The 22047-nt window shown below is 68.2% G+C and carries 22 protein-coding genes; 9 read left to right on the forward strand and 13 right to left on the reverse strand.

Features of this window, described 5'->3' with window-relative positions; translation table 11 throughout:
• Positions 1-57: 57 nt before the first annotated feature.
• From VGZ23_13980 to VGZ23_14000, 5 genes are all read left to right on the forward strand, one after another.
• Positions 58-1062 (forward strand): hypothetical protein, encoded by a 1005-nt coding sequence (locus VGZ23_13980; GenBank protein HEV2358697.1) that lies wholly within the window; start codon positions 58-60, stop codon positions 1060-1062.
• A 55-nt stretch (positions 1063-1117) separates the two neighbouring features.
• Entirely contained in the window at positions 1118-2338 is a 1221-nt protein-coding gene (locus VGZ23_13985) for a CoA transferase (protein ID HEV2358698.1), read from the forward strand.
• A 12-nt stretch (positions 2339-2350) separates the two neighbouring features.
• On the forward strand, positions 2351-3970 hold the full coding sequence (locus VGZ23_13990) for a thiamine pyrophosphate-binding protein (GenBank protein HEV2358699.1): 1620 nt from the start codon (positions 2351-2353) through the stop codon (positions 3968-3970).
• Positions 3971-4193: 223 nt separating this feature from the next.
• Complete coding sequence (locus VGZ23_13995; GenBank protein HEV2358700.1) at positions 4194-5933, forward strand: histidine kinase; 1740 nt, start codon at positions 4194-4196, stop codon at positions 5931-5933.
• Complete coding sequence (locus VGZ23_14000; GenBank protein HEV2358701.1) at positions 5923-6585, forward strand: response regulator transcription factor; 663 nt, start codon at positions 5923-5925, stop codon at positions 6583-6585. The genes VGZ23_13995 and VGZ23_14000 overlap by 11 nt, the downstream gene beginning before the upstream one ends.
• A 21-nt stretch (positions 6586-6606) precedes the next feature.
• Here the strand turns inward: VGZ23_14000 and VGZ23_14005 are convergent, their stop codons facing one another.
• The 6 genes from VGZ23_14005 to VGZ23_14030 all read right to left on the reverse strand — a co-directional run bounded on the left by VGZ23_14005 (position 6607) and on the right by VGZ23_14030 (position 12200).
• Positions 6607-7479, reverse strand: a complete 873-nt coding sequence (locus VGZ23_14005; GenBank protein ID HEV2358702.1) for a hypothetical protein — start codon at positions 7477-7479, stop codon at positions 6607-6609.
• 100 nt (positions 7480-7579) lie between these two features.
• Positions 7580-9016: a hypothetical protein gene (locus VGZ23_14010; GenBank protein ID HEV2358703.1), complete on the reverse strand. Its 1437-nt coding sequence runs from the start codon at positions 9014-9016 to the stop codon at positions 7580-7582.
• Positions 9017-9184: 168 nt separating this feature from the next.
• Positions 9185-9643 carry a cupredoxin domain-containing protein gene (locus VGZ23_14015; GenBank protein ID HEV2358704.1) on the reverse strand — a complete coding sequence of 153 codons (459 nt, stop codon included), beginning with the start codon at positions 9641-9643 and terminating at the stop codon, positions 9185-9187.
• Between the two features lie 10 nt (positions 9644-9653).
• Positions 9654-11132, reverse strand: a complete 1479-nt coding sequence (locus VGZ23_14020) for a 4Fe-4S binding protein (GenBank protein HEV2358705.1) — start codon at positions 11130-11132, stop codon at positions 9654-9656.
• Positions 11129-11590 carry a cupredoxin domain-containing protein gene (locus VGZ23_14025; protein HEV2358706.1) on the reverse strand — a complete coding sequence of 154 codons (462 nt, stop codon included), beginning with the start codon at positions 11588-11590 and terminating at the stop codon, positions 11129-11131. Before VGZ23_14025 ends, VGZ23_14020 begins: the two co-directional genes overlap by 4 nt.
• Positions 11591-11663: 73 nt before the next feature.
• Entirely contained in the window at positions 11664-12200 is a 537-nt protein-coding gene (locus VGZ23_14030; protein HEV2358707.1) for a sulfocyanin-like copper-binding protein, read from the reverse strand.
• 226 nt (positions 12201-12426) lie between these two features.
• On the opposite strand from VGZ23_14030, the gene VGZ23_14035 reads away from it, so the two are divergent.
• Positions 12427-13314 carry an NAD(P)-dependent oxidoreductase gene (locus tag VGZ23_14035; protein HEV2358708.1) on the forward strand — a complete coding sequence of 296 codons (888 nt, stop codon included), beginning with the start codon at positions 12427-12429 and terminating at the stop codon, positions 13312-13314.
• Between the two features lie 14 nt (positions 13315-13328).
• Positions 13329-13727, forward strand: coding sequence for a TIGR03668 family PPOX class F420-dependent oxidoreductase (locus tag VGZ23_14040; GenBank protein ID HEV2358709.1), 399 nt, complete (start codon positions 13329-13331; stop codon positions 13725-13727).
• On the opposite strand, the gene VGZ23_14045 is transcribed toward VGZ23_14040, so the two are convergent.
• A complete protein-coding gene (locus VGZ23_14045) occupies positions 13708-14319 on the reverse strand; it encodes a dihydrofolate reductase family protein (protein HEV2358710.1) in 612 nt (203 codons plus the stop codon). The genes VGZ23_14040 and VGZ23_14045 overlap by 20 nt on opposite strands.
• A gap of 291 nt (positions 14320-14610) precedes the next feature.
• The gene (locus VGZ23_14050) at positions 14611-15210 is read right to left on the reverse strand and encodes a carboxymuconolactone decarboxylase family protein (GenBank protein ID HEV2358711.1); all 600 of its coding nucleotides are present in this window, start codon (positions 15208-15210) and stop codon (positions 14611-14613) included.
• A gap of 107 nt (positions 15211-15317) precedes the next feature.
• On the opposite strand from VGZ23_14050, the gene sigJ reads away from it, so the two are divergent.
• Positions 15318-16196, forward strand: coding sequence for an RNA polymerase sigma factor SigJ (sigJ, locus tag VGZ23_14055; protein ID HEV2358712.1), 879 nt, complete (start codon positions 15318-15320; stop codon positions 16194-16196).
• A 220-nt stretch (positions 16197-16416) separates the two neighbouring features.
• Here the strand turns inward: sigJ and VGZ23_14060 are convergent, their stop codons facing one another.
• A complete protein-coding gene (locus tag VGZ23_14060; GenBank protein HEV2358713.1) occupies positions 16417-17580 on the reverse strand; it encodes a hypothetical protein in 1164 nt (387 codons plus the stop codon).
• Positions 17581-17829: 249 nt separating this feature from the next.
• Here VGZ23_14060 and VGZ23_14065 point away from each other — a divergent pair, with 249 nt between their 5' ends.
• Positions 17830-19125 (forward strand): hypothetical protein, encoded by a 1296-nt coding sequence (locus tag VGZ23_14065; GenBank protein ID HEV2358714.1) that lies wholly within the window; start codon positions 17830-17832, stop codon positions 19123-19125.
• Positions 19126-19191: 66 nt separating this feature from the next.
• Here VGZ23_14065 and VGZ23_14070 read toward each other — a convergent pair whose 3' ends face one another.
• From VGZ23_14070 to VGZ23_14085, 4 genes are all read right to left on the reverse strand, one after another.
• The gene (locus VGZ23_14070; GenBank protein HEV2358715.1) at positions 19192-19782 is read right to left on the reverse strand and encodes a pyridoxine 5'-phosphate oxidase C-terminal domain-containing protein; all 591 of its coding nucleotides are present in this window, start codon (positions 19780-19782) and stop codon (positions 19192-19194) included.
• A 64-nt stretch (positions 19783-19846) separates the two neighbouring features.
• Positions 19847-20497 (reverse strand): DUF2182 domain-containing protein, encoded by a 651-nt coding sequence (locus VGZ23_14075; protein HEV2358716.1) that lies wholly within the window; start codon positions 20495-20497, stop codon positions 19847-19849.
• 151 nt (positions 20498-20648) lie between these two features.
• Complete coding sequence (locus tag VGZ23_14080; GenBank protein HEV2358717.1) at positions 20649-21380, reverse strand: thioredoxin family protein; 732 nt, start codon at positions 21378-21380, stop codon at positions 20649-20651.
• Positions 21381-21418: 38 nt separating this feature from the next.
• A complete protein-coding gene (locus VGZ23_14085) occupies positions 21419-21871 on the reverse strand; it encodes an SRPBCC domain-containing protein (GenBank protein HEV2358718.1) in 453 nt (150 codons plus the stop codon).
• Positions 21872-22047 lie beyond the last annotated feature (176 nt).

Below are 22047 nucleotides of genomic sequence, written 5' to 3' on the forward strand. Positions count from 1 at the left end.
GACCCTATCACGAGGTCCCATGCCACGCATGCGCCCTGCCGCCCGGAACCCCCACCCGTGAACGTCCAAGGCGCCCGCGTCCGCCGCCGGCTCGCACGCGGAGCGCAGGCCGTGCTGGCGTGCGCCATGGTCTTGACGTTGCCCGCATACGCCGGCGCTCAGGCCCCGCCCGACAGCACCGCATTGGCCGTCCCCGTCAGCGGGCGCATCGTGATTACCGACATGGGGAAGGCCCAAACGCATATCGTCCCCACACCGGTGGTCAGCAGCGGCAGCACCAGCCAGCGCGAGGATCTCGACATCAGCCTACCCGTGCTCGGGGTCCCGCTTCGCGGACCGGCGTCGCTGGTGATGGAAGCCCACATGACCTTGGTCGTCGTGAGCGCGACGACGACCGCGCAGGGCAAGGCGGAGCGCGTCGTCCTTCACGGGCCCGCGGGCGACGCGGTCGTGTCGCTCCTCATTAACCAACCCGTGCAAGGTATGGGAGGCTACGATCCGGCCGAGGCCACGGTCCACATCCGCGGCACCGGCGGCACCGGGATGTTCGAAGGCGTGCGAATCCAGGCCGATCTCAAGGGCGCCTTCAAACCCGCCGGCACGCTCTACCTCGGGTACCCGTCGGCCGACGCGGCGCTCGCGGCCGCCGGGCGCGGTCTCGCGCAGAATTCCGCCCTGACCGACCCGCAGCGGGCCGCGATCTTGAACCAGGTGCGACAAGCCCTCGCCGGCGCGACCGTCGACATCTTCCCGCCCGACCAAGGCGCCGGGCCGGCCGGCCGGCCCGGGAAGGCGCCGGCAAAAGCGATCGTGACGTCGGCGGTCCGGCCGGCCGGCCCGCAAACGCAGGTGATTGTGCGGATCGCCGTTCCTCAAGGCGACGCGCACCAACCCGTGAAGGTCCTCGCCGTTCAACCGGACGGAAGCCAGCGCACGGTCTATCTGGCCAACCACGCTCCGGGAGACGTCGTCTCCACGTCGGCCTCCGGGACGCCCCCGTTTGTGGTGCTGGTGTACGTGGCGGGCGAGATGGTACGGCAAATCGACGTCCCGGCCCCGTAGGCCTGTCCGCCCGGCGCGACAGGACGGCCGGCCTGCCCGGTGGAAGGTGGACGGCGTGACTGACGCGGGATCGGCGCTCAGCGGCGTCCGGGTCGTGGACCTGACCCAATTCGAAGCCGGCACCTCCTGTACGGAGACGCTCGCCTGGCTGGGCGCCGACGTCATCAAGGTGGAGCCGCCGGGGAAGGGTGAACAGGGCCGGGCGGCGTCGACCGATGTCCCCGGCCTCGACTCCTACTATTTCCTCCTCCTCAACGCCAACAAACGCTCGGTCACCCTCAATCTCAAACACGCCGAGGGCAAGCGGCTGCTCGGCCGCCTGATCGAACGGGCGGACGTGTTCGTCGAGAACTTCGCTCCGGGCATCATCGAGCGGCTGGGGTTTGGCTACGATGACGTGCGGCGGCTCAATCCGCGCGCCGTCTACGCGCAGGTCAAGGGGTTCGCGCCGGACGGCCCCTTCGGAAATTATCCGGCATTCGACATGATCGCCCAGGCGGCCGGCGGCGCGATGAGCCTCACTGGGCGGCCGCAGGACCCGCCCCTCAAGCCCGGGCCGACCATCGGCGACACCGGGGCCGGCCTTCATCTGGCGGTCGGGGTCCTCGCCGCGCTCGTCCAGCGGCAGCGGACCGGCCTCGGCCAGCGCGTCGAAGTGGCGATGCAGGAAGCGGTGATCAACTACTGCCGGATCTCGTTCGCCCGCCAGTTGCTCACGGGGCACGCGGCGGAGCGGTGGGGCAATCAGAGCCAGCTCGGCATGACGGCGCCGAGCGGCATCTACCCGTGCACGCCGGGCGGCCCCAACGACTACGTGTTCATCTACACCAGCCGGGCGGCCAACCACCAGTGGGAGCGCCTGCTTGATGTGATCGGCCGTCCCGATCTGAGACACGATCCGCGGTTCGCGAACCCGGTGCAGCGGGCCGCCCATGCGGACGTGATCGACGAGGCGATCTCGGCGTGGACCCGCCAGTACACGAAGCGGGAGGCCATGGAGCGTCTGGGCACGGCCGGCGTGCCGGCCGGCGCGACCTTCGATACCTTGGAGTTGACCGGGGACGAGCACCTGAACCGCCGTGAGGCGATCGTGACCGTCGACCATCCGACGCGGGGACGCCTCAAGATGCCGGGCTGGCCGGTAAAGATGGAGCGCTCGCACGTACCGGTCGCGGCGGCGCCCCTGCTGGGCCAGCACAATCGCGAGGTCTACGAGGAGCTTCTCGAACTGAGTGGCGAGGAACTCGCCCGTCTGCGCGAGCAGGGCGTCATCTAAGGGGAGCGAACCGTGACCGGCAACGAGATCCTGGCGCGCTGCCTGAAAGACCACGGGGTGGACGTGATTTTCTTCCTCATGGGCGGCCCCATGATCGACTGCGAGAATGCCTGCCTGCGGCAGGAAATCCGGATGGTCGACGTGCGGCACGAGCAGGCGGCCGCGATGGCGGCCAACGCCTACAGCCGGCTCCGGCGGCGGCCGGCGGTCTGCATGGCCTGCAGCGGTCCTGGTTCGGCGAACCTCGTCACCGGGGTCGCCAACGCGTTCGTCGATTCCGCACCGGTGATCGCCATCGGCGGGTCGAGCCCAGTCTCCCATGCCGGGATGGGCGCCTTCCAGGAGACCGACCAGGTGGCGCTCTTTCGCCCGATCACCCGCTGGGCCGAGCGCTGCTACGATCCGCGGCGCATCCCCGAGCTGGTCGGCACCGCCTTCCGCCACGCCTTCGGCGCCCGGCCCGGACCGGTCTACCTGGACATGCCCGGGGACGTCCTCTACCGCGAAACACCAGATGATCAGGTCCGCAGGGTCCCGGCCGAGGCGGAGCGCCGGCGGCCGCCGGGAGACCCCCGGACCGTGGAGCGCGCCCTCGCGCTCATCGCCGCGTCCGAGCGCCCGATTCTCATCAGCGGCAGCGGCGTGCTGTGGGCGGAAGCGGAGGGCGAGTTGCGGTCGCTCGTGGAGCGGGCTCAAATTCCCTTTTATACGACGCCCCAGGGGCGCGGGGTCATTCCCGAGGATCATCCGCTCTGCTTCTTGGGGGCGCGCGGCGCGGCGTGGCGGGAGACCGACCTGATCGTCTTGGTGGGCACGCGCCAAAACTACGTGATCGGATACGCCCGGCCGCCGCGCGTGAATCCCGAGGCCAAGCTGATCCAGATCGACATCGACCCCGAGGAGATCGGCCGCAACCGGCACGCGCACGCCGGCATCGCCGGAGACGCCAAAGCCGTCCTGGCGCAGATCCTCGACGCCGGCGGCGAGGCGTTCCACCCCGAACGGCGGACCGGCTGGGTCTCATACCTGGCAGGTCAGGACGAAGAAAGGCGGGCCGAGCAAGAGGAGCGGATGTCCTCGGACGCACGCCCCATCCATCCGCTCCGCCTCTGCAAGGAAGTCCGCGACTTCCTGCCGCGGGACGCGATCCTCTGCGTCGACGGGCAGGAAATCCTCAACTACGCCCGGGGCTCGATCCCCTTCTACGCCCCGCACAGCCTCAATTCGGGGCCGTACGGCTGCATGGGGGTGGGCCTGCCGTTCGGGCTGGGCGCGAAGGTGGCGATGCCCGACAACCTCGTCGTGGTCCTCCACGGCGACGGCTCCTTCGGCCTCAACGCCATGGAGATGGACACGGCCCTCCGGCACCGCCTGCCGGTCGTCTGCGTGATCTCGAACAACGGCGGCTGGACCGCCACCGACCGATTCAAGACCGGCCGCGACCTCGGCTTCACGCGCTACGACCTCATGTTCGCGGCCGCCGGCTGCCACGGCGAGTACGTCGAGGACCCGGGCCTCATCAGGCCGGCCCTGGAACGGGCGGCGGCCAGCGGCAGGCCGGCCGTCGTCAATGTGGTCACCGACCCTACCGCGCGGGCCCAGACCGCCCGTTTCGCCGATTACTCGACGTGAACCCGAGGTAGCCGCCCGGCATCCGGTCCCGGCCCGACCTCCACAATCGAATCGGTGCCGTATTGGCGCCTGGCCCGGCGCGCCATCATACTGAAGGGACAAGCAGCAAGAACGCCGACTCGCGCATGGGGGTGTCTGTACGGCCACCGTCCCCGGCACACCGCGCCTGACCCGCAGGCCCCCGGCCCGATCGCTCGGGCTTCAGGCCCGGATCACGCTCAGCGTGGCGGCGGCCACCGCCATCATTCTCACCGTGTTTGCCTTTATCGCGTTCCGGGCCGTTCAAGAGAGCACGTCGACCGTGCTGCAGCAGCGGCTGCAGGTCGGGACCGCGCTTGCCGACCGGATTGCCGCCACCCTTACGGGTTACCGAAACGAGCTGGAAGATCTCGGGTGGGAACTATCTCAGGAAAGTGCGCCCGAACGTCGCGCCGCGGTCCTCGAAGACTCCGAGTGGGCCCGCAGGTTTTCCGCGCTCGCGATCATTGGCCCGGACGGCCGCGTGATCTGGTCCCAGCCGGCATCGTGGTTTGCCTCGATGCGGCGAGGTCTCCCCCTGGCGGTTTTGACGGCAGCGTCCGGTGGCGCGGCCGTGCTTCCTCCCCTCGCCATAGCGCCGAACGTGCATCTGACGGCCCTCGCCGTCCCTCTCGCCGATCGCGGCGTTCTTCTGGGCGCCGTGGACCTCGAACGCCTTGCCCTCAGGGGCATCTTCGACGGCCCAGTGGGGGCATCGTTCGACTTCGAAATCATGGACGCGCAGGGCATCGTCCGCGCGTCGGCCGTCCTCGCCGAGGTCGGGCGGCCGAGCGAGCATCTCCCCATCCTCGCCCCGGTGGTTCGGCCGGGAAGGCAGGCCATTGTGTACCACAACGTTCCACGGCGCCCGCACTACGTCGTGTACACACCGCTCGCCGAGTACCCGGGGTGGTCGGTCAACTTCGAGGAGCCCAGCGACGTTGTGCTCTCGCTGCCGCATGCGCTTCGCAACGGCCTGCTCGCGCTCGGAGCCGTTATCATGGTAGGGATGTCCACTCTGGCCTTTTTCGACACAAAGGGCATGCTGCGGCCGCTCGCCCGGCTGCGGAAGGCGGCGGAGCATATCGCCGGCGGCAATCTGGACGACACCGTGGACGTCGAACGCCGCGACGAGGTCGGCGCGCTCGCGCAGGCTTTCGAGGCGATGCGGGTGAAGCTGCGCGCCTCGCGTGACGAGATCGCCGCCTGGAACCGCGAACTCGAGGACCGGGTCGCCAGCCGCACGCGGGAGCTCAGCGCGGCCCATGCCCTGCGCCGCCAGCTCCTCGAACGGATCGTGCTCGCCCACGAGGAAGAGCGCCGCCGAATTGCCCGAGAGCTGCACGACGAGATCGGCCAGGGCTTGACCGCCCTCGTGATGCAGCTCGGAACGGCGGAGGGCGCCCTGGAGCCCGACGCGGATGGGATCCGGCCGCAGCTCCAGGCCGTCCGCGAACAGACCTCCGAGATGATCGAGAACGTCCGGCGGCTCATGCTGGACCTGCGCCCGGCGGTCCTGGACGATCTCGGGCTCGTCCCGGCCATTCGCTGGTACGCCGAATCCCATCTGCCTGCGGCCGGCATCGACGCCCAAGTGTCGATCTCGGGCCTCGACGAGCACGAGCGGCTCCCGCGGCGCCTCGAACTGGTGGCGTTCCGTCTCGCGCAGGAGGCTGTCACGAACGTGATCCGCCACGCGCAGGCCAGGCGCGCCGTCATTTCCTTGGCGCGCGTGGCGGGCGGGCTCGAGATCTCGGTCGAGGACGACGGCCGCGGCTTCGACCCGGAGGCGGCGCCCCCCACCGGACGCCGCGGGTGGGGCCTCGCCGGGATGCGGGAGCGGGTCGCCCTGCTCGGCGGCACGCTGTCCGTCACGTCCCACCCGGGGTGCGGCACGCGCGTCGCGGCCAGGATCCCCGTCGAGGAGACGCCGGATGCCGATTAGGGTGCTGGTCGCCGACGACCATCGGATCGTCCGCGCGGGAATCCGGTCGTTTCTGGAGGGCCAGCGGGACATCGCCGTCGTGGGGGAAGCCGGCACGGGCGAAGAGGCGTTGGCGATGGCCCAAACGCTGCGGCCGGACGTGACGGTCATGGATCTCAATATGCCGGGAATGGGCGGGCTCGAGGCCATTCGCCGTATCAAAGGCGAAATCGCGGAGGTCCACGTCGTCGCGCTGACCATGCACGCGGACCAGCGGTTCTTTCTCGAGGCCCTCGCCGCCGGCGCCGAAGGCTACGTGCTCAAAGGCGCCGACCCGGCGCAGTTGCTGGCCGCGGTGCGCGCGGCGGCGGCGGGCACCGCGTATCTGACGCCGGAACAGGCAAAGCGCATGCTCACCGAATACCGCCGCGCCGGCGAACGCCAGGCCGAGGGAGCCGGCGCCGGGCTCACCGCGCGCGAGCGCGAAGTGCTCACGCTCATCGCCGAGGGGCTGACCGGCAAGGCGATCGCCGAGCAGCTCTGCCTGAGCCCCAACACGGTCGAGCGCCACCGCACCAACATCATGAACAAGCTCGGCCTGCACAACCGCGCGGAGCTTGTGCGGTTCGCCATCCGCGAGCGGTTGATCGACGACGAGCCGCCGTCCCCGTAACCACCCCCGTCGATACTCGACTCAACCCTGCGGCGGAGCGGGGTCACGGCGCAGGGCCAGCACCAGCCCGCACGCCAGCGCAAGCGCAAGCCCGGCGGCCACAATTCCGGGCAGGCGGTCGACAACCACCGGCAGTCCGTCGACGCGCACCGACACCGCGCCTCCGGCAGACACGGGGCCGCCGGACCACCGCCCGTAGTGGCGCCCGCGTTCCGCAACGATACCGCCGGCACGCAGTGCCGTACCGGACACCCGGATGTTCGGGTCCGCCAGGAGCTCCAGGTCGGTCGCGCCGTAGGGGAACTCCCACCCCAGCGTCGCCGACCGGGAGCGCGGCTCAACCCCGAACGCGTACGCGACCTGTGTGGCGCCGGGCATCACGGGGATCGCATCCGTAATCGTGCGGTCTCGAATGTGCGGATTGCGCCATCCGTCGACGAACTCGACCGGCTCGGCCGCCCGCGGCGCCGGGGACACCAGCGGCAACGGGAACACGAGGGGATCCCGGTCCGTCACCGCCACGACTCGATCGGTCGCGTTGTGGAGCTGCTGGATCACGCTCACGCGAAGTGCGTCGTGCACGAGCTCGAGGACGACGAATACCACCGTCCCGTGCACGGCGGCCCGGTCGGGCGTAGCGGCGAATACGGACAGCGGCACGTTGCGCACGGGGGCGGCGGCGGTCAGGACGATCCGGGCGGTATACGGAACTCCGCCGTATTCCACGTGCACCACGAACACCCGAGGTCCGCCGCCGACCGGTAGGCCGGGGAACGCGAAGCGGCCCTGAGCGTCAGTCGTCGTGACCCGCGTCGAGCTGAAGGCGGGCTCGACGATCTCGAGACGCACCGCCCGCCCCGCCACCGGGTGCGCCGGAGCTGTTTGATCTGCCACGCTGCCCCGGATCTCGCCGACCATACCCGCGGCGTACGCGGTGGTGCCGGTGCCGAGCGCGGCACAGACGATGAACGCGGCCCAGGAGCGCGCGGCCCGGCTAGAACGCCCACCAGGTGAACAAGAGAAGGTTGTTGTTGTCGTTCGCGTTGCGTCCGAACCCATCGTAATTGGTCGTCCCGCCGTTGAACTTCAGATAATAAGTATACTGCAGTGCGATCCGCACATTGAGCCATGGGTAGCCCGCGTGGGTGGTGTCGTTGCCAAAGGGCGTCCAATCGATTTGCGCAACGATCGCCTGCGAATTCGGGTATCCGTTTGCGCTCCCGGTCAGCGACGCGGGCGCGTACAGCGTCGGGTCCGCACTTCCAAAGGTGCTGGCATAGGCCAGCGTGACTCCATAGGTGTTGCGCCAGTAATAGGCCGCGGCGATGCGGAACTGCGTCAGATCGTTGGAAAGATTGCTGGACAGGCCCGCCGCGTTGGACGCCGTCAGTGTTTGCGTCTCAAACAGGATATTGCTGGTAATCGCGAGGGTGTCCGGCCCGAAGGTATGCTGGTACGTGGCGTCGAGACCCCAATCGATGTACCGATTTTGGTCCGACGGGGTTACGGCGCCCGGGACTTGCTGGAGCGGGATGTCCATGTACACCCCGCCGACTTCGAGGAAGTTGCTGCCCCACGAGTGCTGGTAGGCGAGCCGGAAATACGGGGCGGTGCCGGAAATGACTCCCAGGCTCGACGGACTGATGTTCATGGTGCTGAGCGTACTCGCGCTCCATGATTGGTAGAGCCCGCCTTCGATATAGAGCTTGTTGTCGTACAAGGCCGACAGACTCAGGCCATATACCGTCGTACCGAGGGCACTGATCGCCGGGCTCGCGCTCGGCGCAGGCCCGATGAACGGCGTCAAATACGGGAACTGAAAGCCATTGTACAGCGAGTTGTAGGGATCGCTCCCCGACGGCGTATTCGTGAGATCGAACCCCAGCAAGAGCGAGTGATTCCCGATCGTCAACGGTTTCGTGAGCCGAAGATCCGACGTGGCTTCTACCGCGGTGACCGATCCCCCGGGGACGCCGCTGAACCCAATTTGTTCAAATCCGCCGATGCCAAACTTGCCGTTGAACGAATACCCGCCCGTGATAAAGATGCCGCTGCCGCTCCCCAGGAGATTGAAAAAGTTATTCGTGCCGTACCCTGCGGGCGCCGCCGGCAGGGCCTTCGCGTCGATTTGGAGGCTCGGTGTAACGAGGATGTTGATCGGAATATTCGCCCAGGGGCCGGTGCCGCCACGCCAGGTATATCCGTTCGCTCTGAAAGCGATACCGAACGGCGTCAGTTGCGGCCCGAACCCGCCGATGTGGCAGGCGCTGCACGGTGCCCCTGTTTGTCCGGCGAAACTCGGCAGGGCATCGGCGCGCGGAGTCCACCAGAACGCGATGGCGAGCGCCAGGATACCGAAGACCGCGGCGCGCAGGCCGCCAACCACACGCACCACGTCGATGGAAAGCGCGCCCCGCGTCCTCAGGCACAAGCCACGTCCCGACCTGCTCGCCACCCCTGTTCCCCCCTCTTCTCGTCGTGCTCTCACGACCGCGCGCTCTTTTCTCGCCCCGGTCCGCGGCACGCCGAGCCCCGTTCTGAATTTCCGATTTTCGTCCCTGGACTCCTCCGGCCGGCGGGACCCGTCCGGTCTCGGCCGCTAGGGAGGCGTCACGATTAATCGTCCGAACATCGTCGCGTGCCGCACCCCGCAGTAGGTCGTGCACATGTACAGGTATGTGCCGGGTTTGGGAGCGGTCACCGTCAGCTCGATCGATTTCCCCGGAATCAGTTCGGTGACTTGCGCGTCCAGACCCAGGATTTTGAACCCATGCACGACGTCCTCCGACTCGAGCCGGATCCGGAGCGGCACCCCCGCGGTCGCGTGCAGAACGTTCGGCGCGTACTGCCACTGGGTCGCGTGGACCACGACCACGTGACGATCCATCCACCGGCCGTACGCGAACACCGTGGCCGGCCCCACCACGAGCACCGCCGCGGCGACGCCGAGCGCGGCCAGTTCACCCGCTCCGACCGCGCGGACGCGCGCCGCCGCCGCCCGCACCGCGGCCAGCGTGCGTCGTCCCCGTGTCGATAGGGCGTTCACGTGGGTTCGCATCTTGGGCCTCCTATCCCACGAACAGCCAGAGGAATGCCGCCGTAATCCCGCCGAGCAGCACGATCTGCGGCATCACCGCGCGGGCCGCCGCGGCCGGCGCGGGAAACGTCTGCCGGGCGATCTTCCAGGCCACGTCGAGCGAATACACGAACCCGAAGAGGAGGGCCGCGGCCTGCAGCGCCGGCAGCCAGCTCGTGAGGATCGGCGTCCAGGCGAAATGCGCGGTCCCGAAGAGATTCCAGCCCCAGCCGAAGGGGTCGGAGATGATCCGCAGCACGTACGACCCGTTCGGCAGCAGGATCGCGAAGCTGAACCCGATCCACGCCAGCAGCCCGATCGGCACCAGGTGATAGGCGAAGTTCGTGAACACGCGGCGAAACGGCACGGTGCGCCCCGCAAGCCGCCAGGACAACCAGGCGGAGGCGCCGTGCAGCGCCGGCAGCACGCCGGCCAGGACCGTGACGAGCCCCGCGGCAAACAACGCCCACCCGCCGAGCGACCGGAGGTTCGCCCAGTCCTTGAGCGTGCCCCACGGCCCCATCATCGTCGCCGAGTAGACGGCCGCCGCGCCGAGCATGATGAACGCCTTCCACGACTCGTCGAGACCGCGGTGCGACTCCACCAGGAGATCCGTCCCGAACGGGCGGACGTACAGACCCATGTTGTCATGCGAGCAGCAGCGGAAACATTCGAGGCAGAGCCCGCAGTAGGTGTTGCGTTTCAGGCTGGTCGGCTGCTCGAGCCACGGGCAGCCGTGGCCCGCGGCGCTGCCGAGGATGCACTCCTTGGACTTGTGGCCGACGCAGACCGGCGTGCTCTTCGGCCGGATCTCCAGCGCCGCGAAATTAGCGTACAGGCCGAGGAAGCCCCCGACCGGACAGAGGTAGCGGCAGAACGTCCGCCGCTCGTAGACGAGGAAAAGGCCCGTGCCCAGGACCATGATCGAGCCCAGGAGCGCCACGGTCGCCCACGGCCGCGTCGTGATGATCCCGCTGAACGCCGCGACGCCCAGAAACACGCCGTTCACGAGCCACATGCTGCGCAGCTTCTTGGGCCATTTCAGCGACAGGCCGAGCGGCCGGCGCCAGCTGCGCCGGACGAGGGAGAGGCGCTGCAGCCACTCGCCCAGCACGGGCAGGGGGCACATCCCGCACCAGAGGCGGGACGCGAACGGGACGAGCACCAGCATCAGCGCCGACCACCACAGGATCCAAATGAACACGATCGCGATGTTCGCGTTGCCCACAGGCGTGCCGACGATGCCGGCGGCGAGGATGACCAGGAACAGGAAGAGGTTCAGCGCGGTCGGCAGGAAGGTCGTCCAGCGGCTTCGCAGCAGGCGGCGCAGCCACGGCGCCTTCGTCAGCTCGAGACGCGCGTCCACGGGCACGAGGCCGAGGAAGACGTCGCGCGGTCGGGCGTTGCCGGCCGCGGTTCCGCCGGCCACGGCCGTCGCGGTGTCCGCCGCCACCCGATCCACCGCACTCATGGCTTCCGTCCCTCCTCCCACGCGGCGTAGAGCACCGTGGCGCCGATCGTGCCGAGCGCCAGCAGACCCAGCCGCAGCGTGACATTGGGCTGAACGCGCAGCCAGCCGATCATGTACGGATGGAACGGTCCGCACGTGACCGCGCACCGGAACATCCATCGTCCGCTCCGCGTCGCCACGAACCGCGCGGTGACCGTTTGGCCGGGCACCACGGTTTCGGTGACGTTGTAGCCGTCGAGGTAGAATCCATGGGTCACGTCGTCGGCCTTGATGATCAGGGTGACCGGGTCACCCTCGTTCACGGTCACGATGCCCGGCGTATACCGCCACTGCGACGCGGTGAGCGTAATCGTCCGCGGGTGCGGTAGCGGCGACGCGCCCAGGCGCACCACGAAGACGCCGGCCGCGAGGAGCACCGCGCCCGCCACCACGACCAGATATCGTCGGCCTCTTATCATGGTCGCCTCCCGTCGGCCGGATGCGCGAGGCCCGGCCTGCGCCGGGCTCGCGTCGTCGTTCGGCTGCCAACCCTTAGTTCGCACCCGCGACGAGCGACGCGGCGCCCGCCGGAGCGACACTCGGTGCCTGGGCCGTGGGGGAGACGACCAGTTTGTCCCACATCCCGGCGACTGCGTGTCCCGAGACGCCGCAGATCAACTCGTACGTCCCGGCCTTGCTCGCCTCGAAGGTGAATGTCTCCTTGGCGCCCTTGGGGAGTCCCGTTGCGGGATCTTTGGTCGTCGCACCCGAGAATACCGGGGCGGCCGACGGCGCCGGCTGCTGGTTCGCGCCGGAGGGCAACACCGCCAGGCTGTGGGGGAGGTCGTTGGCGTTCACAAAGTGCACGACGACCCGCCAGCCGAGGGGCACGGTAATCGTCATCCCGCCGCGCTGGTACCCGTTGAAATCGAAGCCCCCGCCGGCCGCGTTCTTACCCGCCACGATCGACAGTTCAACCGTGTGCGCCGCCGCGGCCGAGCCCGCCGTCCCCGGCACCATTGCCGCGAGGCCCCCGAGGATCCCGACCGCGAGCGCCCGCCACGCCGCTCTTGTCAGGTTGGATGTCATTGTCTCCCACCTCCGCTTGCGTTTTGTCGGCACCGTCCTTACCCGCACTGTAACCCGGCGCGGCTGCACGACCATCCCCATACGCCGTCATGGGCCAATGGCGATTTCCCGTCATTCGGCCTCGGATCGTTGCCCGATGGCGGGATCGGGCGCGGAGACGAGGCCGCTAGGGCGGGGGAATTCAGGGCCGCATGGAGAGGCGGCCGGCGCACAGAAATACCCGGGTATGGAGACTCAACGGATCGGATTTGTCGGCCTGGGCCGCATGGGGCGCCCGATGGCCCGGCGGCTCGTGCAGGCCGGCTATCGGGTGACCGGATACGACCTCAACGACGACGCCCTCGCGGCGGCGCGGCGCGACGGGGCCGCGTCCGCCTCGAGCGTGGCGGAGGCGGCCGGTGAGGCGGACGTGATCATCACCATGCTGCCGGACGGACCGGCGGTCGAGCACGCCGCCTACGGTGACCGCGGACTCGCCGCCGCCGTCCGGCCCGGGCAGACGCTGCTCGAGATGACCTCGTCGCACCCGGCCGTCACCCGGCGGCTCGCCGCCGATCTGGCCGCCCGCGGGGTCGGGGTGCTCGATGCCCCGGTCTCCGGCGGCGTGCGCGGCGCGGAACAGGGCACCCTCTGCGTGATGGTCGGCGGTCCCGCCGCCCTCATCGAGTTGCAGCGGGCCGTCCTCGAGTGCTTCGGCGGGATCGTCCACGTCGGGGATGCGCCGGGAGACGGCGACGTCGCCAAGACGATCAACAACCTGATGTCGGCGACGACGATCTGGAGCGCCGTCGAAGCCGTCGCGCTGGCGCGCCGCGCCGGCGTGGACCCTGTGCGGATGCTCGACGCGGTGAACCGCTCGACCGGCCGCAGTTACACCACGGAGCACAAGGTCGCGCAGTACATGCTGCCCCGGCGGTTCACGGCCGGCTTCACCGTCGCCCAGTACCTGAAGGACCTCGACATCTGCCTCGACGTCGCCGGCGGTCTGGGCGTCCCCATGGTGCTCGGGGAAGTCGTCCGGCAAGCGTGGCGGGCGGCGGCCGAGTCGGGCCTGGCGGGCGAGGATCACACGGCGCTCATCACGCTGGTCGAGCGGTGGCTGGGACCAGCCTAGCGAGGCCGGACGGGGTGCTCCGGCGCGCGCGCGTCGCGCGGCTGGCGACGGCCGACCGGCAGGGCCGGCCGAGCGTAGTACCGATCTGTTTCGCGGTTCGCGGCCGCCGGCTCTATTCGGCGATCGACGAGAAACCGAAGCGCGCGGCGCCCCGGCGCCTCAAACGGGTCCGCAATATCGCGGCGAATCCGCACGTCGCCCTCGTGGTGGACGCGTACCGGGAAGACTGGCGCCGCCTTTGGTACGTCCTCGTCATCGGCACGGCCGAGGTGATTCAGCCTGGCGCGGCCGAGCATGCCGCGGCGCTTAGAGCCCTCCGCCGGAAGTACCGTCAGTACAGAACGATGCGGCTTGAAGAGCGCCCCGTGCTCGGCATCACGCCGGGCCGCATTGTCATGTGGACGGCGACCTGACGACGCGGAAGCGGAGATTCGTCAGCTGCCCTGACCGGGTTATGCTCGCCGTTTCCAAGTCGATCGGCAGGGTCCAAGGTCCGCCGTACAGCCGGACGCCCTCGCCGAGTAAGACCGGCGCCAGACGAACGAGGATCTCGTCGACAAGGCGTGCGTGGATGCACTGCTGCGCGACGTTGGCGCCGATCACAACCACATTTTTGCCCTTGGCGGCGCGAAGGGCCGTGGTGACGGCGCGATGGATATCCCCTGAGAGGAATGTGATCGTCGGATCTTCGGGAACGTCCGGGGCGCGGTGGGTGAGTACGAATTGCGGTCCGGTCCAGGCTCCGCCGTAGACTGTGCTGAATTCGGCGCGCTGCCCGTTTCTTCTCCCGGTGTCGTAGCTGCGCCGCCCCACCAGCACCGCACCGGTTGTGCTGACGACCTCGTCGGTGATCGCCCTCATGGCGGACGCCTCGTGCGGTCCCGAATATCGCAAGATCCGGTCCATAACGTCGCCCGGGCCGGCGATGAAGCCGTCTAAGGACATCGTCACATGCCAAAGGACTTTGCCCGCCGTGCTTCCATTGCGTCTCAACGTACGTCCCATGAGAACCTCTTCTCTCCCCGCCCGGACCGGGGACGGTCCTTCTCTCACACTAGATAGTCGGACGGACGGCTTCGAAATCGACACGACCGGCGTCTCTCATGAACGTACGATGCCCTTGTGGGCACGCCGTGGAGGCGCAGTGGCGAGGTTGTGGAGGTTTCCGTTCTCGGCGGCTGAGCGGCTCGCTCTGGTGGTACGGACGGAGACGTTCGCGTAAAGCGTACGTCCGCTCGCCGTCAGGCGCGCTCCATCGGAGACCTCGCAGCGCTCTTTCACCCGGATTGTCCCTGTCTACTTCTTCTTCCTCATGACGTCGCAGAGCATGTCCGAGTGGATGTTCAGACCGATATTTGTCATGTTGTAAATGTGCTCGCTGGCGACAAGCCACACGATCTCGCAGATTTGGCGGTCGGAATAATAGGCGGACATGCGGGCAAAAGTGTTCGGGTTCACCTTTTTGTCCCTTGTCAACTCCGTCACATAGTTCAGAGCGGCACGTTCTGCATCGGTAAAGAGTGAGCTGGTCTGATAGTGCTCCAGGGCATCGAATTTGGCTTCATTCATCGCCGCTTTGATCACGGCCGCGCGGGCAGCATCGATGCAGAAAAGGCAGACGTTGATACGCGCCACCTGTACACGGATGAGCACCGCCGTTTCCGGCGGCAGCGACAGCTTCTTATCCAGCGCGCTGACCTTACCGTAGAACACGCCGAATGCAAGCGGCAATCGGGCGGAATACACCGTCAGCGGTGTAAGCACTTTGCCAAACTGCCGGCGTGTAAAGTAGAACACCAGCTTCATCATCACCCCCTTGGGGTTTTCGATGGGAGGAAGAAATGTGCCCTGGGCGTCGGGAACTGCTGGCACTGGGTTTTTCACACTTGCTTGCATGGCTGTCTCCTTCCACAATGCGTTCATATCCGCTCGACTTCCCATTGTCACATCGATTGGGCTTCATCCGTCATAGTGATGACGGATCGCAAGGAGGAAACGTGACCGTGGGCGGGAGCGACTGGCTGGCGGGACGGTTCGAGGCCCACCGGACCCACCTAAGAGCGGTGGCCTACCGAATGCTGGGCTCGCTGAGCGAGGCGGACGACGCCGTCCAGGACGCCTGGCTGCGGCTCAGCCGCTCCGGCGCGAGCGGCGTCGAGAACCTCGGGGGATGGCTGACGACGGTGGTCGCGCGGGTGTGCCTCGACATGCTGCGCGCGCGCAAGTCGCGGCGGGAGGAGTCCCTGGGCGTGCACGTGCCCGACCCGATCGTGGGCCGCGAGGATCGGTTCGACCCCGAGCACGAAGCGCTCCTGGCCGACTCGGTCGGTCTCGCGCTGCTCGTGGTGCTCGAAACGCTCGCTCCCGCCGAACGGCTCGCGTTCGTGCTGCACGACATGTTCGACGTCCCCTTCGATGAGATCGCGTCCATCGTCGGGCGCTCCCCGGTTGCGGCACGGCAACTCGCGAGCCGCGCACGCCGCCGGGTGCGGGGCGCGGCGACCGTTCCCGACGTCGATCTCACCCGCCAGCGGTCAGTCGTCGACGCCTTTCTCGCGGCCTCGCGCGGCGGTGACTTCGATGCGCTGCTCACGGTGCTCGACCCAGACGTCGTGCTCCGAGCCGACCGCGGCTCCGCGGCTCCGGGAGCATCGCGGCTGGTCCGCGGTGCGCGGGCCGTGGCCGAGCAGGCGCTCACTTTCTCGCGGCTTGTCGCGTTCGTACGACCGGTACTCGTGAATGGAGCCGCGGGAATCGCGTCCTGGCTTCCGGATGGACGGCTGCTTTCTGTCATGGGCTTCACGATCGCCCGCGGGAAGATCGTCGAAATTGACGTGCTCGCCGACCCCGAGCGCCTCCGCCGGCTCGACCTCGGCGGTTAACTACGCAATCTGCCTCTGCCGCCGGCCTTGTTGTGGGCGACGGCGGCGCGCACCAGATGGTACCCCAGTTCCACTCTTCGGTAATGCCGGGGGCGGCCATACTGGATGCCACTGCCCCTGTAGCCAGATGTTCTCCGGGCAAGGATGAAGTCCACGCGTCTACTCCCTGCCGCCCATGAGCTCGACCCCTGGGCCGCATCGAGGTGGACACGAGTGGTGACTACGCATCCCGGTTCCGGCTTTCTCCGTAGGGCGCGAACTCCAGCACGCTGAGGCCACGGTTGCGATCGATCGCGTAGACCAAGCCGCGCGCGTCCACAAAGATGTCGTTCGTCTGCGGCGCGGCCTCGCCCGCCGGCGTCGGCGGCACGTAGTAGCCGGCCTCGCGCGGCGCGTACGGATCCGAGACGTCGACGGCCCGGACGCCGCCGCTGAACCACGCGAGGAAGACGAGATTGTCGGGTCCGACATGCTCCCACGGCTGATGTGCACCGAAGCGCCGGCCCGGGACGGCGAGCCCCTCGGGGCTCGCCTGGTACGTCGCCACCGGCACCGGCCGCGCCTCGTTCGTGATATCGAGCACCCACATGAACGCCGGCGGATCCTCGAGGACGTCGTCGGTGACGTCTTCGTCGGTGACGACCGCGAACCGGCGGCCGCGGATCGCGTGCGGCAGCGGCAGAAAGGTGTGCGTCGGACACGTGTACGGCGGGTTCCAGGCCGCGGCCCCGACCGTGCGCGGCGCGCGGAGATCCGTGATGTCGACGATCACGGCGCCGGCACGTCCGCACGCGGCGTACGCCCGCTCGCCCCGGGCGAGCGCGAGATGGACCCAGTAGTGCCCGCCGGCCGGGGGCTCCTCTCCCGCCGCCGTGTGCTGCCCCGGCAGCCACCACCGGCCGATCAACTCCGGATGCGCCGGGCGGGCCACGTCGACGATCGCCAGGATGTTGGTGGAGAACCCGTCCCACTCCGTCGAGAGAAACACGCGGGTCCCGGCGAGGTCGAAGCGGTGGACGCCGCGGGCGACCGTCGGGAACCGGCCGATGAGGCGTGGCTGCGCCCGATCGGCGATGTCGTAGAGCACGAGACCGACAGCCGGACCATCCGCGCCCGCGCCCCCCCGGGCGGGGTAGCGTTCGTGGTTCACGAGCATCAGGTCGCCGAGCACCCGCACCTTGTGCGAGTGGATGTCTTGGGGCACGGAAATTTCCGCGACCAGCCGCGGTGTGCGCGGGTTCGAGACGTCGACGATGCTCGTCCCGTGCGGCGGCGCCATGTGGCCGACGTACGCCCACGGCCCGTCGACGATGACCTGGCCGCCGCCGGGGATGTCGAGGTAGCCGATGCGGCTGAACTGCGATGCGCGGACAGACTGACTCAACGGGGGAGCCTCCTCGCCATGGCCGTGAGCGGAATTCGACGACTGCCGTGCTCTTGAATGGTACGCCGGGCGCGGCACGACATCCTCGCTCCGGGCGCACTCATTGCTCAGCGGCCCCCCGGCATCCGATGCGCGTGTGATTCGTTTCACACCGCACCTGTGTGTGACCTCATCGCCGCTGTGGAGCTGAAGGCCTACGTTTGACGTGACCACACTGCCGACGTCGGGGGGCGGATGATGGGGCCGGACGTGTTTGATCACAAGCGGCATGCCATCGTCATCAGTGTGTTGGCGGCTGTGTTACTTGCCGTCGCGATGAAACCCGCCGCCGGTCAGCCGCTTGATCCTCCGCGTGCCGGAATCCTCGACGTGGGCATGGCGCGGCAGTCCCTGCGGATCACGATGGCAACGGAGGGGCTGGAGGGCTCCCAGGCCGATCCCCCAATTGTGACCGTATCGGTTTGGCTGGACGGTGTGCCGATCCGTGCGGCGCTGCCATTGATTCACATGCCGTCCCGTTTCGCGATGGACATTGATCTCCCCGCGGGCGTCGTCCGCGTCGGCGGCGTCGCGGTCGGGCGCTTCGCGCCCGTGCCCCCGTTCAGAGAGAATCTGCGATTCCCGGTCGAGGTGACGGTCCGTCGCGGACCGCTCGTCGCCACGGCCCGCCGGACGGCCACGATCCTCCTGCCGACCGTCATCGTGCCCGGCTATCTCAACGAGGAGGACGGGCCGAGTCAGGCGGTGCTGACGGTCTTTCGCGGGCATGGCTATACCGACACCGGCGCGGCTCGGAACGTGTTCTGGTTTACCTATCCCTCGCGGCAGATCACGCTCCCGGAGGGTGCCCAGGCCCTCGCCGCGTATGTGCGCCGCGTCGTGCTGCCCGCGACCTACGCCGCGAGCGTCAACATCGTCGGGTACAGCCTCGGCGGCCTCATGGCCCGGTGGAACGTCGCCTACGACGTTGACGGCTGGGACACGCTGGTCAACCGGCTCGTGCTGGTCGGCGTGCCCAACGAGGGGACGGTCATAGCCTACTTGGGGAGCCACGCGCCGTCCGCGCTGCCGGCCTCGGGCCTCGGGCGAACGCCGGCGGCCCGGTCGTTCATGCCGACGTTCCCCTTTTGGCGGGCCGCACCTACGCTCCCATGGAGCATGCCGCCGGACGCGCAGAATGCCCTTCTCGCCGGGCTCAACGCCCGCGCGATTCCGCCCGACATTCGCATCTATCTCTTCTACGGGAGCCATGATCCCCGCGACGCTGCCGGACCGCAGACGTCGGCGGGGATCACCGGCGTCTTGCCCGGCGCCACGCTTTCGTATGGAGCCGGGGATGGGATGGTTCTTGCGGCCAGCGCCCAAGGGCTGCCGATCCGCGGGGGGAAGGGTGTGCCCGGCCTGATCGATCGGGCCGTGCTTCGCGTCGACCTGGGCGCCGTATATCATACGCGACTCCTCGACGCGGCCGCCGACAGGATCGCCGGAGCATTGCTCGACCGGTTCGCTCACCGGGTGGATGATTGGACGCCGCATTCGCCTTGACCTCACGCGCAGCGGCTGTGTTGAAGCGGACCTGCCGCCCCTCGTTCTCGGCGAAGATCCCTGGGGTCAGGGGACGAGCGTGGCGCATTCCCACTCCGCGCCGGACCGGCAAAACAGCCGGCGGTCGTGCAGTCGCTCCTCCGATCCGTGCCAGGTCTCGATCTCGCGGGGCACCACATAGATGCCCGCGAGGCTCGGCGGCGCGGGTACGGCGTCGCCGTCCGGATAGCGGTGCCGCAGCTCCCCGATCCCGGCCAGAAACTCCTGTCGCGAGGCGATCCGTGCGCTCTGGGGCCGGAACTCCGTGTAATAGTGCTCCAGCAACTTGGATCCGTGACTCTTGCGCCGCCAATACGCGTCGACCTGCTCCGGCTCCATCGTCGCGACGCCGCCCCAAATCCGGTACTGCCGACGGACGCTCGGCCAGTGAATCAGGATGGCCGCCGTCCCGGCGCCCCGCAGCTGCCGCCACTTGGGGCTGGTGCGGTTGACGAGGACGCCGACTCCGCGCTCGGTGACGTCCCGCAACGTCAACGCGCGCCCTTCCGCCCGCTCGGCCGAGGCCACGGTCACCAGATAACAGACGTCGGTGAGCGGGTCGCCCAGCGCTCTGGCTCGTTCGCGCTCTTGGATGATCTCCTGGATCGGGTCGGCCATCGCGTGAGACTCTTCGGACCGGCCGCGATCAGTCCTCCGATCGTCGGATCGCGGCGCGGGTGCCTCAGCGCCCCAGCCATGGTGCGGCCCACATCGCGACGCCGGAGACGAGCATCGCTACGCCGGCCAGTCTCCCGATAGGCGGCCCGTGGGGAACGACGTTCTCGATGAAGATCACCGCCGCCAACAGCGCCATCCACCCGAGGTTCATCAAGCCTACGGCAAACAATACGCACATCAAACCGGCACTGCACCCGACGCACCGTGCGCCGTGAGCCGCGCCCGATCGGAACGCACCAGCTGCGCCCTCCCGCCATTCTTGTTGGAGACGAGCAAGCCGCGAGCGGCAGTGCTCGAGGCAAGACCGCTTCAGGGAGCTCCACTGGTAGAGTCCGGCGACGATCAAGATGAACCCGCCGATGAAGGGACTGGACGTCCGCAGCCCGGGCGCCGCCATGCGCACGTCCGGCACGACGAGCGAAAGCATATAGATCCCGGCACCGACGAGGCCCCAGATCGCGAGATATCCGAGGAGGAAGAGCGAGGTCGCCGCTCCGCGCGGGCCTGCCCGGCGGCGGTCTTGGCCCATCGTCGCAAAGACTGTCGCCGTTGGGGCTACCGAGGGGAACATCATCGCCACCATCATCGCAAGCCAGCCCGACAGGAAGGGCACAGCGGAAGACGGTGGAGGCGGCATGTCGGGTATGCCGCCCATACCGCCCATGCTCCGAGCCTGGAAAACCATCACCGCCCACGCAACGGCGGCCAACCCTAGCAACGCCGCCCAGACGGCAATCGGGGTGAACGGTGACGGTCCCGAGGATGTCCGCGGGGGCCGGTACGGCTCTGCCGTCGACGGGTGGACGTTACTCATACCTGTCGTGATGATGCACCCAGTCGGTCAGGTTGTGCCGGGGGCCCGTCTCGTTGCGGCCCTTCGGCGTCAGGTCGAGCCAGTGGTAGGTGCCGAGCAGCATGTCGCCGCCGCGCGCGTAACTGGAGTAGCTGTGGAAGATGTCGCCGGTCTCGGCCTTGCAGAACACGCTGATCCCGAATATCTCGTCGGTCGCCCCAATGCCCTGGAAGTCGAGCACCCCGTAGTTGTAGTAGACCTTGCCCGCGGCCATCTCGTCGTTCGTGAACGTGACGTGATAATCGTAGTTGAAATCACTTCCGTAGGACGACACCCACTTGAAGCGCCAGCCCATCCGCTTCTTGAAGGCTTCGATCTGGGGCAGCCGCGCGCGCGAGACTGCCAGCCATGTCACGTCGCGCTGCGCCAGGTGCGCCACCGCGCCGTCCATATGGTCTGCCAGGAACGAGCAATACGGGCACCCCTCCTCCCAGTCCGGGCCGAGCATGAAATGATAGACGATCAACTGGCTTCGGCCGTCGAACAGGTCGGCGAGCGTTTGCTTGCCCTCGGGCGTGTCGAACACGTAATTTTTCTCGACCTTGACCCAGGGAAGCTCGCGCCGCTCCCGGCTGAGCGCGTCTCGCTGCCGTGTGAACTCCTTCTCTCTGGTCAGGTGCGCTTTGCGCGCCTCGAGCCATTCGTCCCTCGAGACGATCGTGTGGCCGATATCGAACGCCTTCATGGCGTTGCCTCCTGTTTGATGGCGCTGCACCTGCTCGCTCATCGGCGACGCTCTGCCCCTTCACGAACCTTGGCGAGAATGTAGCTCCACCCTTGGCCGACGCCCTCTCGATGGGCGGGTGTGATCGGTCCGATCGCCCGATGGACCAATGTGAGGCGCGTGTGGCGGCCCTCGGCCGTCAGCCGGTATTGGACGTGGGAGACGGCAGGATACGACATGAACAGCGGCCCGCTGATTTCGAGAAGCGTGGGCGGCTTGATGACCTGGACATGCCCCCAGAAGTGCCCTGTGTTCTGCCCGAGATCCCGGTACCACCGGCCGCCCGGCCACGGCTCGAGCGTCATGGGCATCGGCGACCCCGGCCCCGTCTCGTTGAGCGGCCCGAGATGCTCCAGGAGCGTCTCGAACACGACCTCGATGGGCGCCGCGATCTCTTCCTCCTTTGTGATCTCCAGCGTGTGCACCGCCTGCTCTGACGTGCTAGTCACCATGGTTACCCCTCCTCGTCTCTGGCTCGTCGTTTTCGCGAGCCGATCGCTCCGTCATCTTGCGCTCGGCCCGCTCCTTGATTCGGCCGAGCTGCCGGGTCCAGAAGTGCTCAAACCTCTTCACCCAGTCGTGCACCGGCCCCAGCTCCCTCGCGTCGTGGCCGTGAGTGGCATCGCCT

Source organism: bacterium, assembly GCA_035945995.1.
Lineage (GTDB): Bacteria > Sysuimicrobiota > Sysuimicrobiia > Sysuimicrobiales > Segetimicrobiaceae > DASSJF01.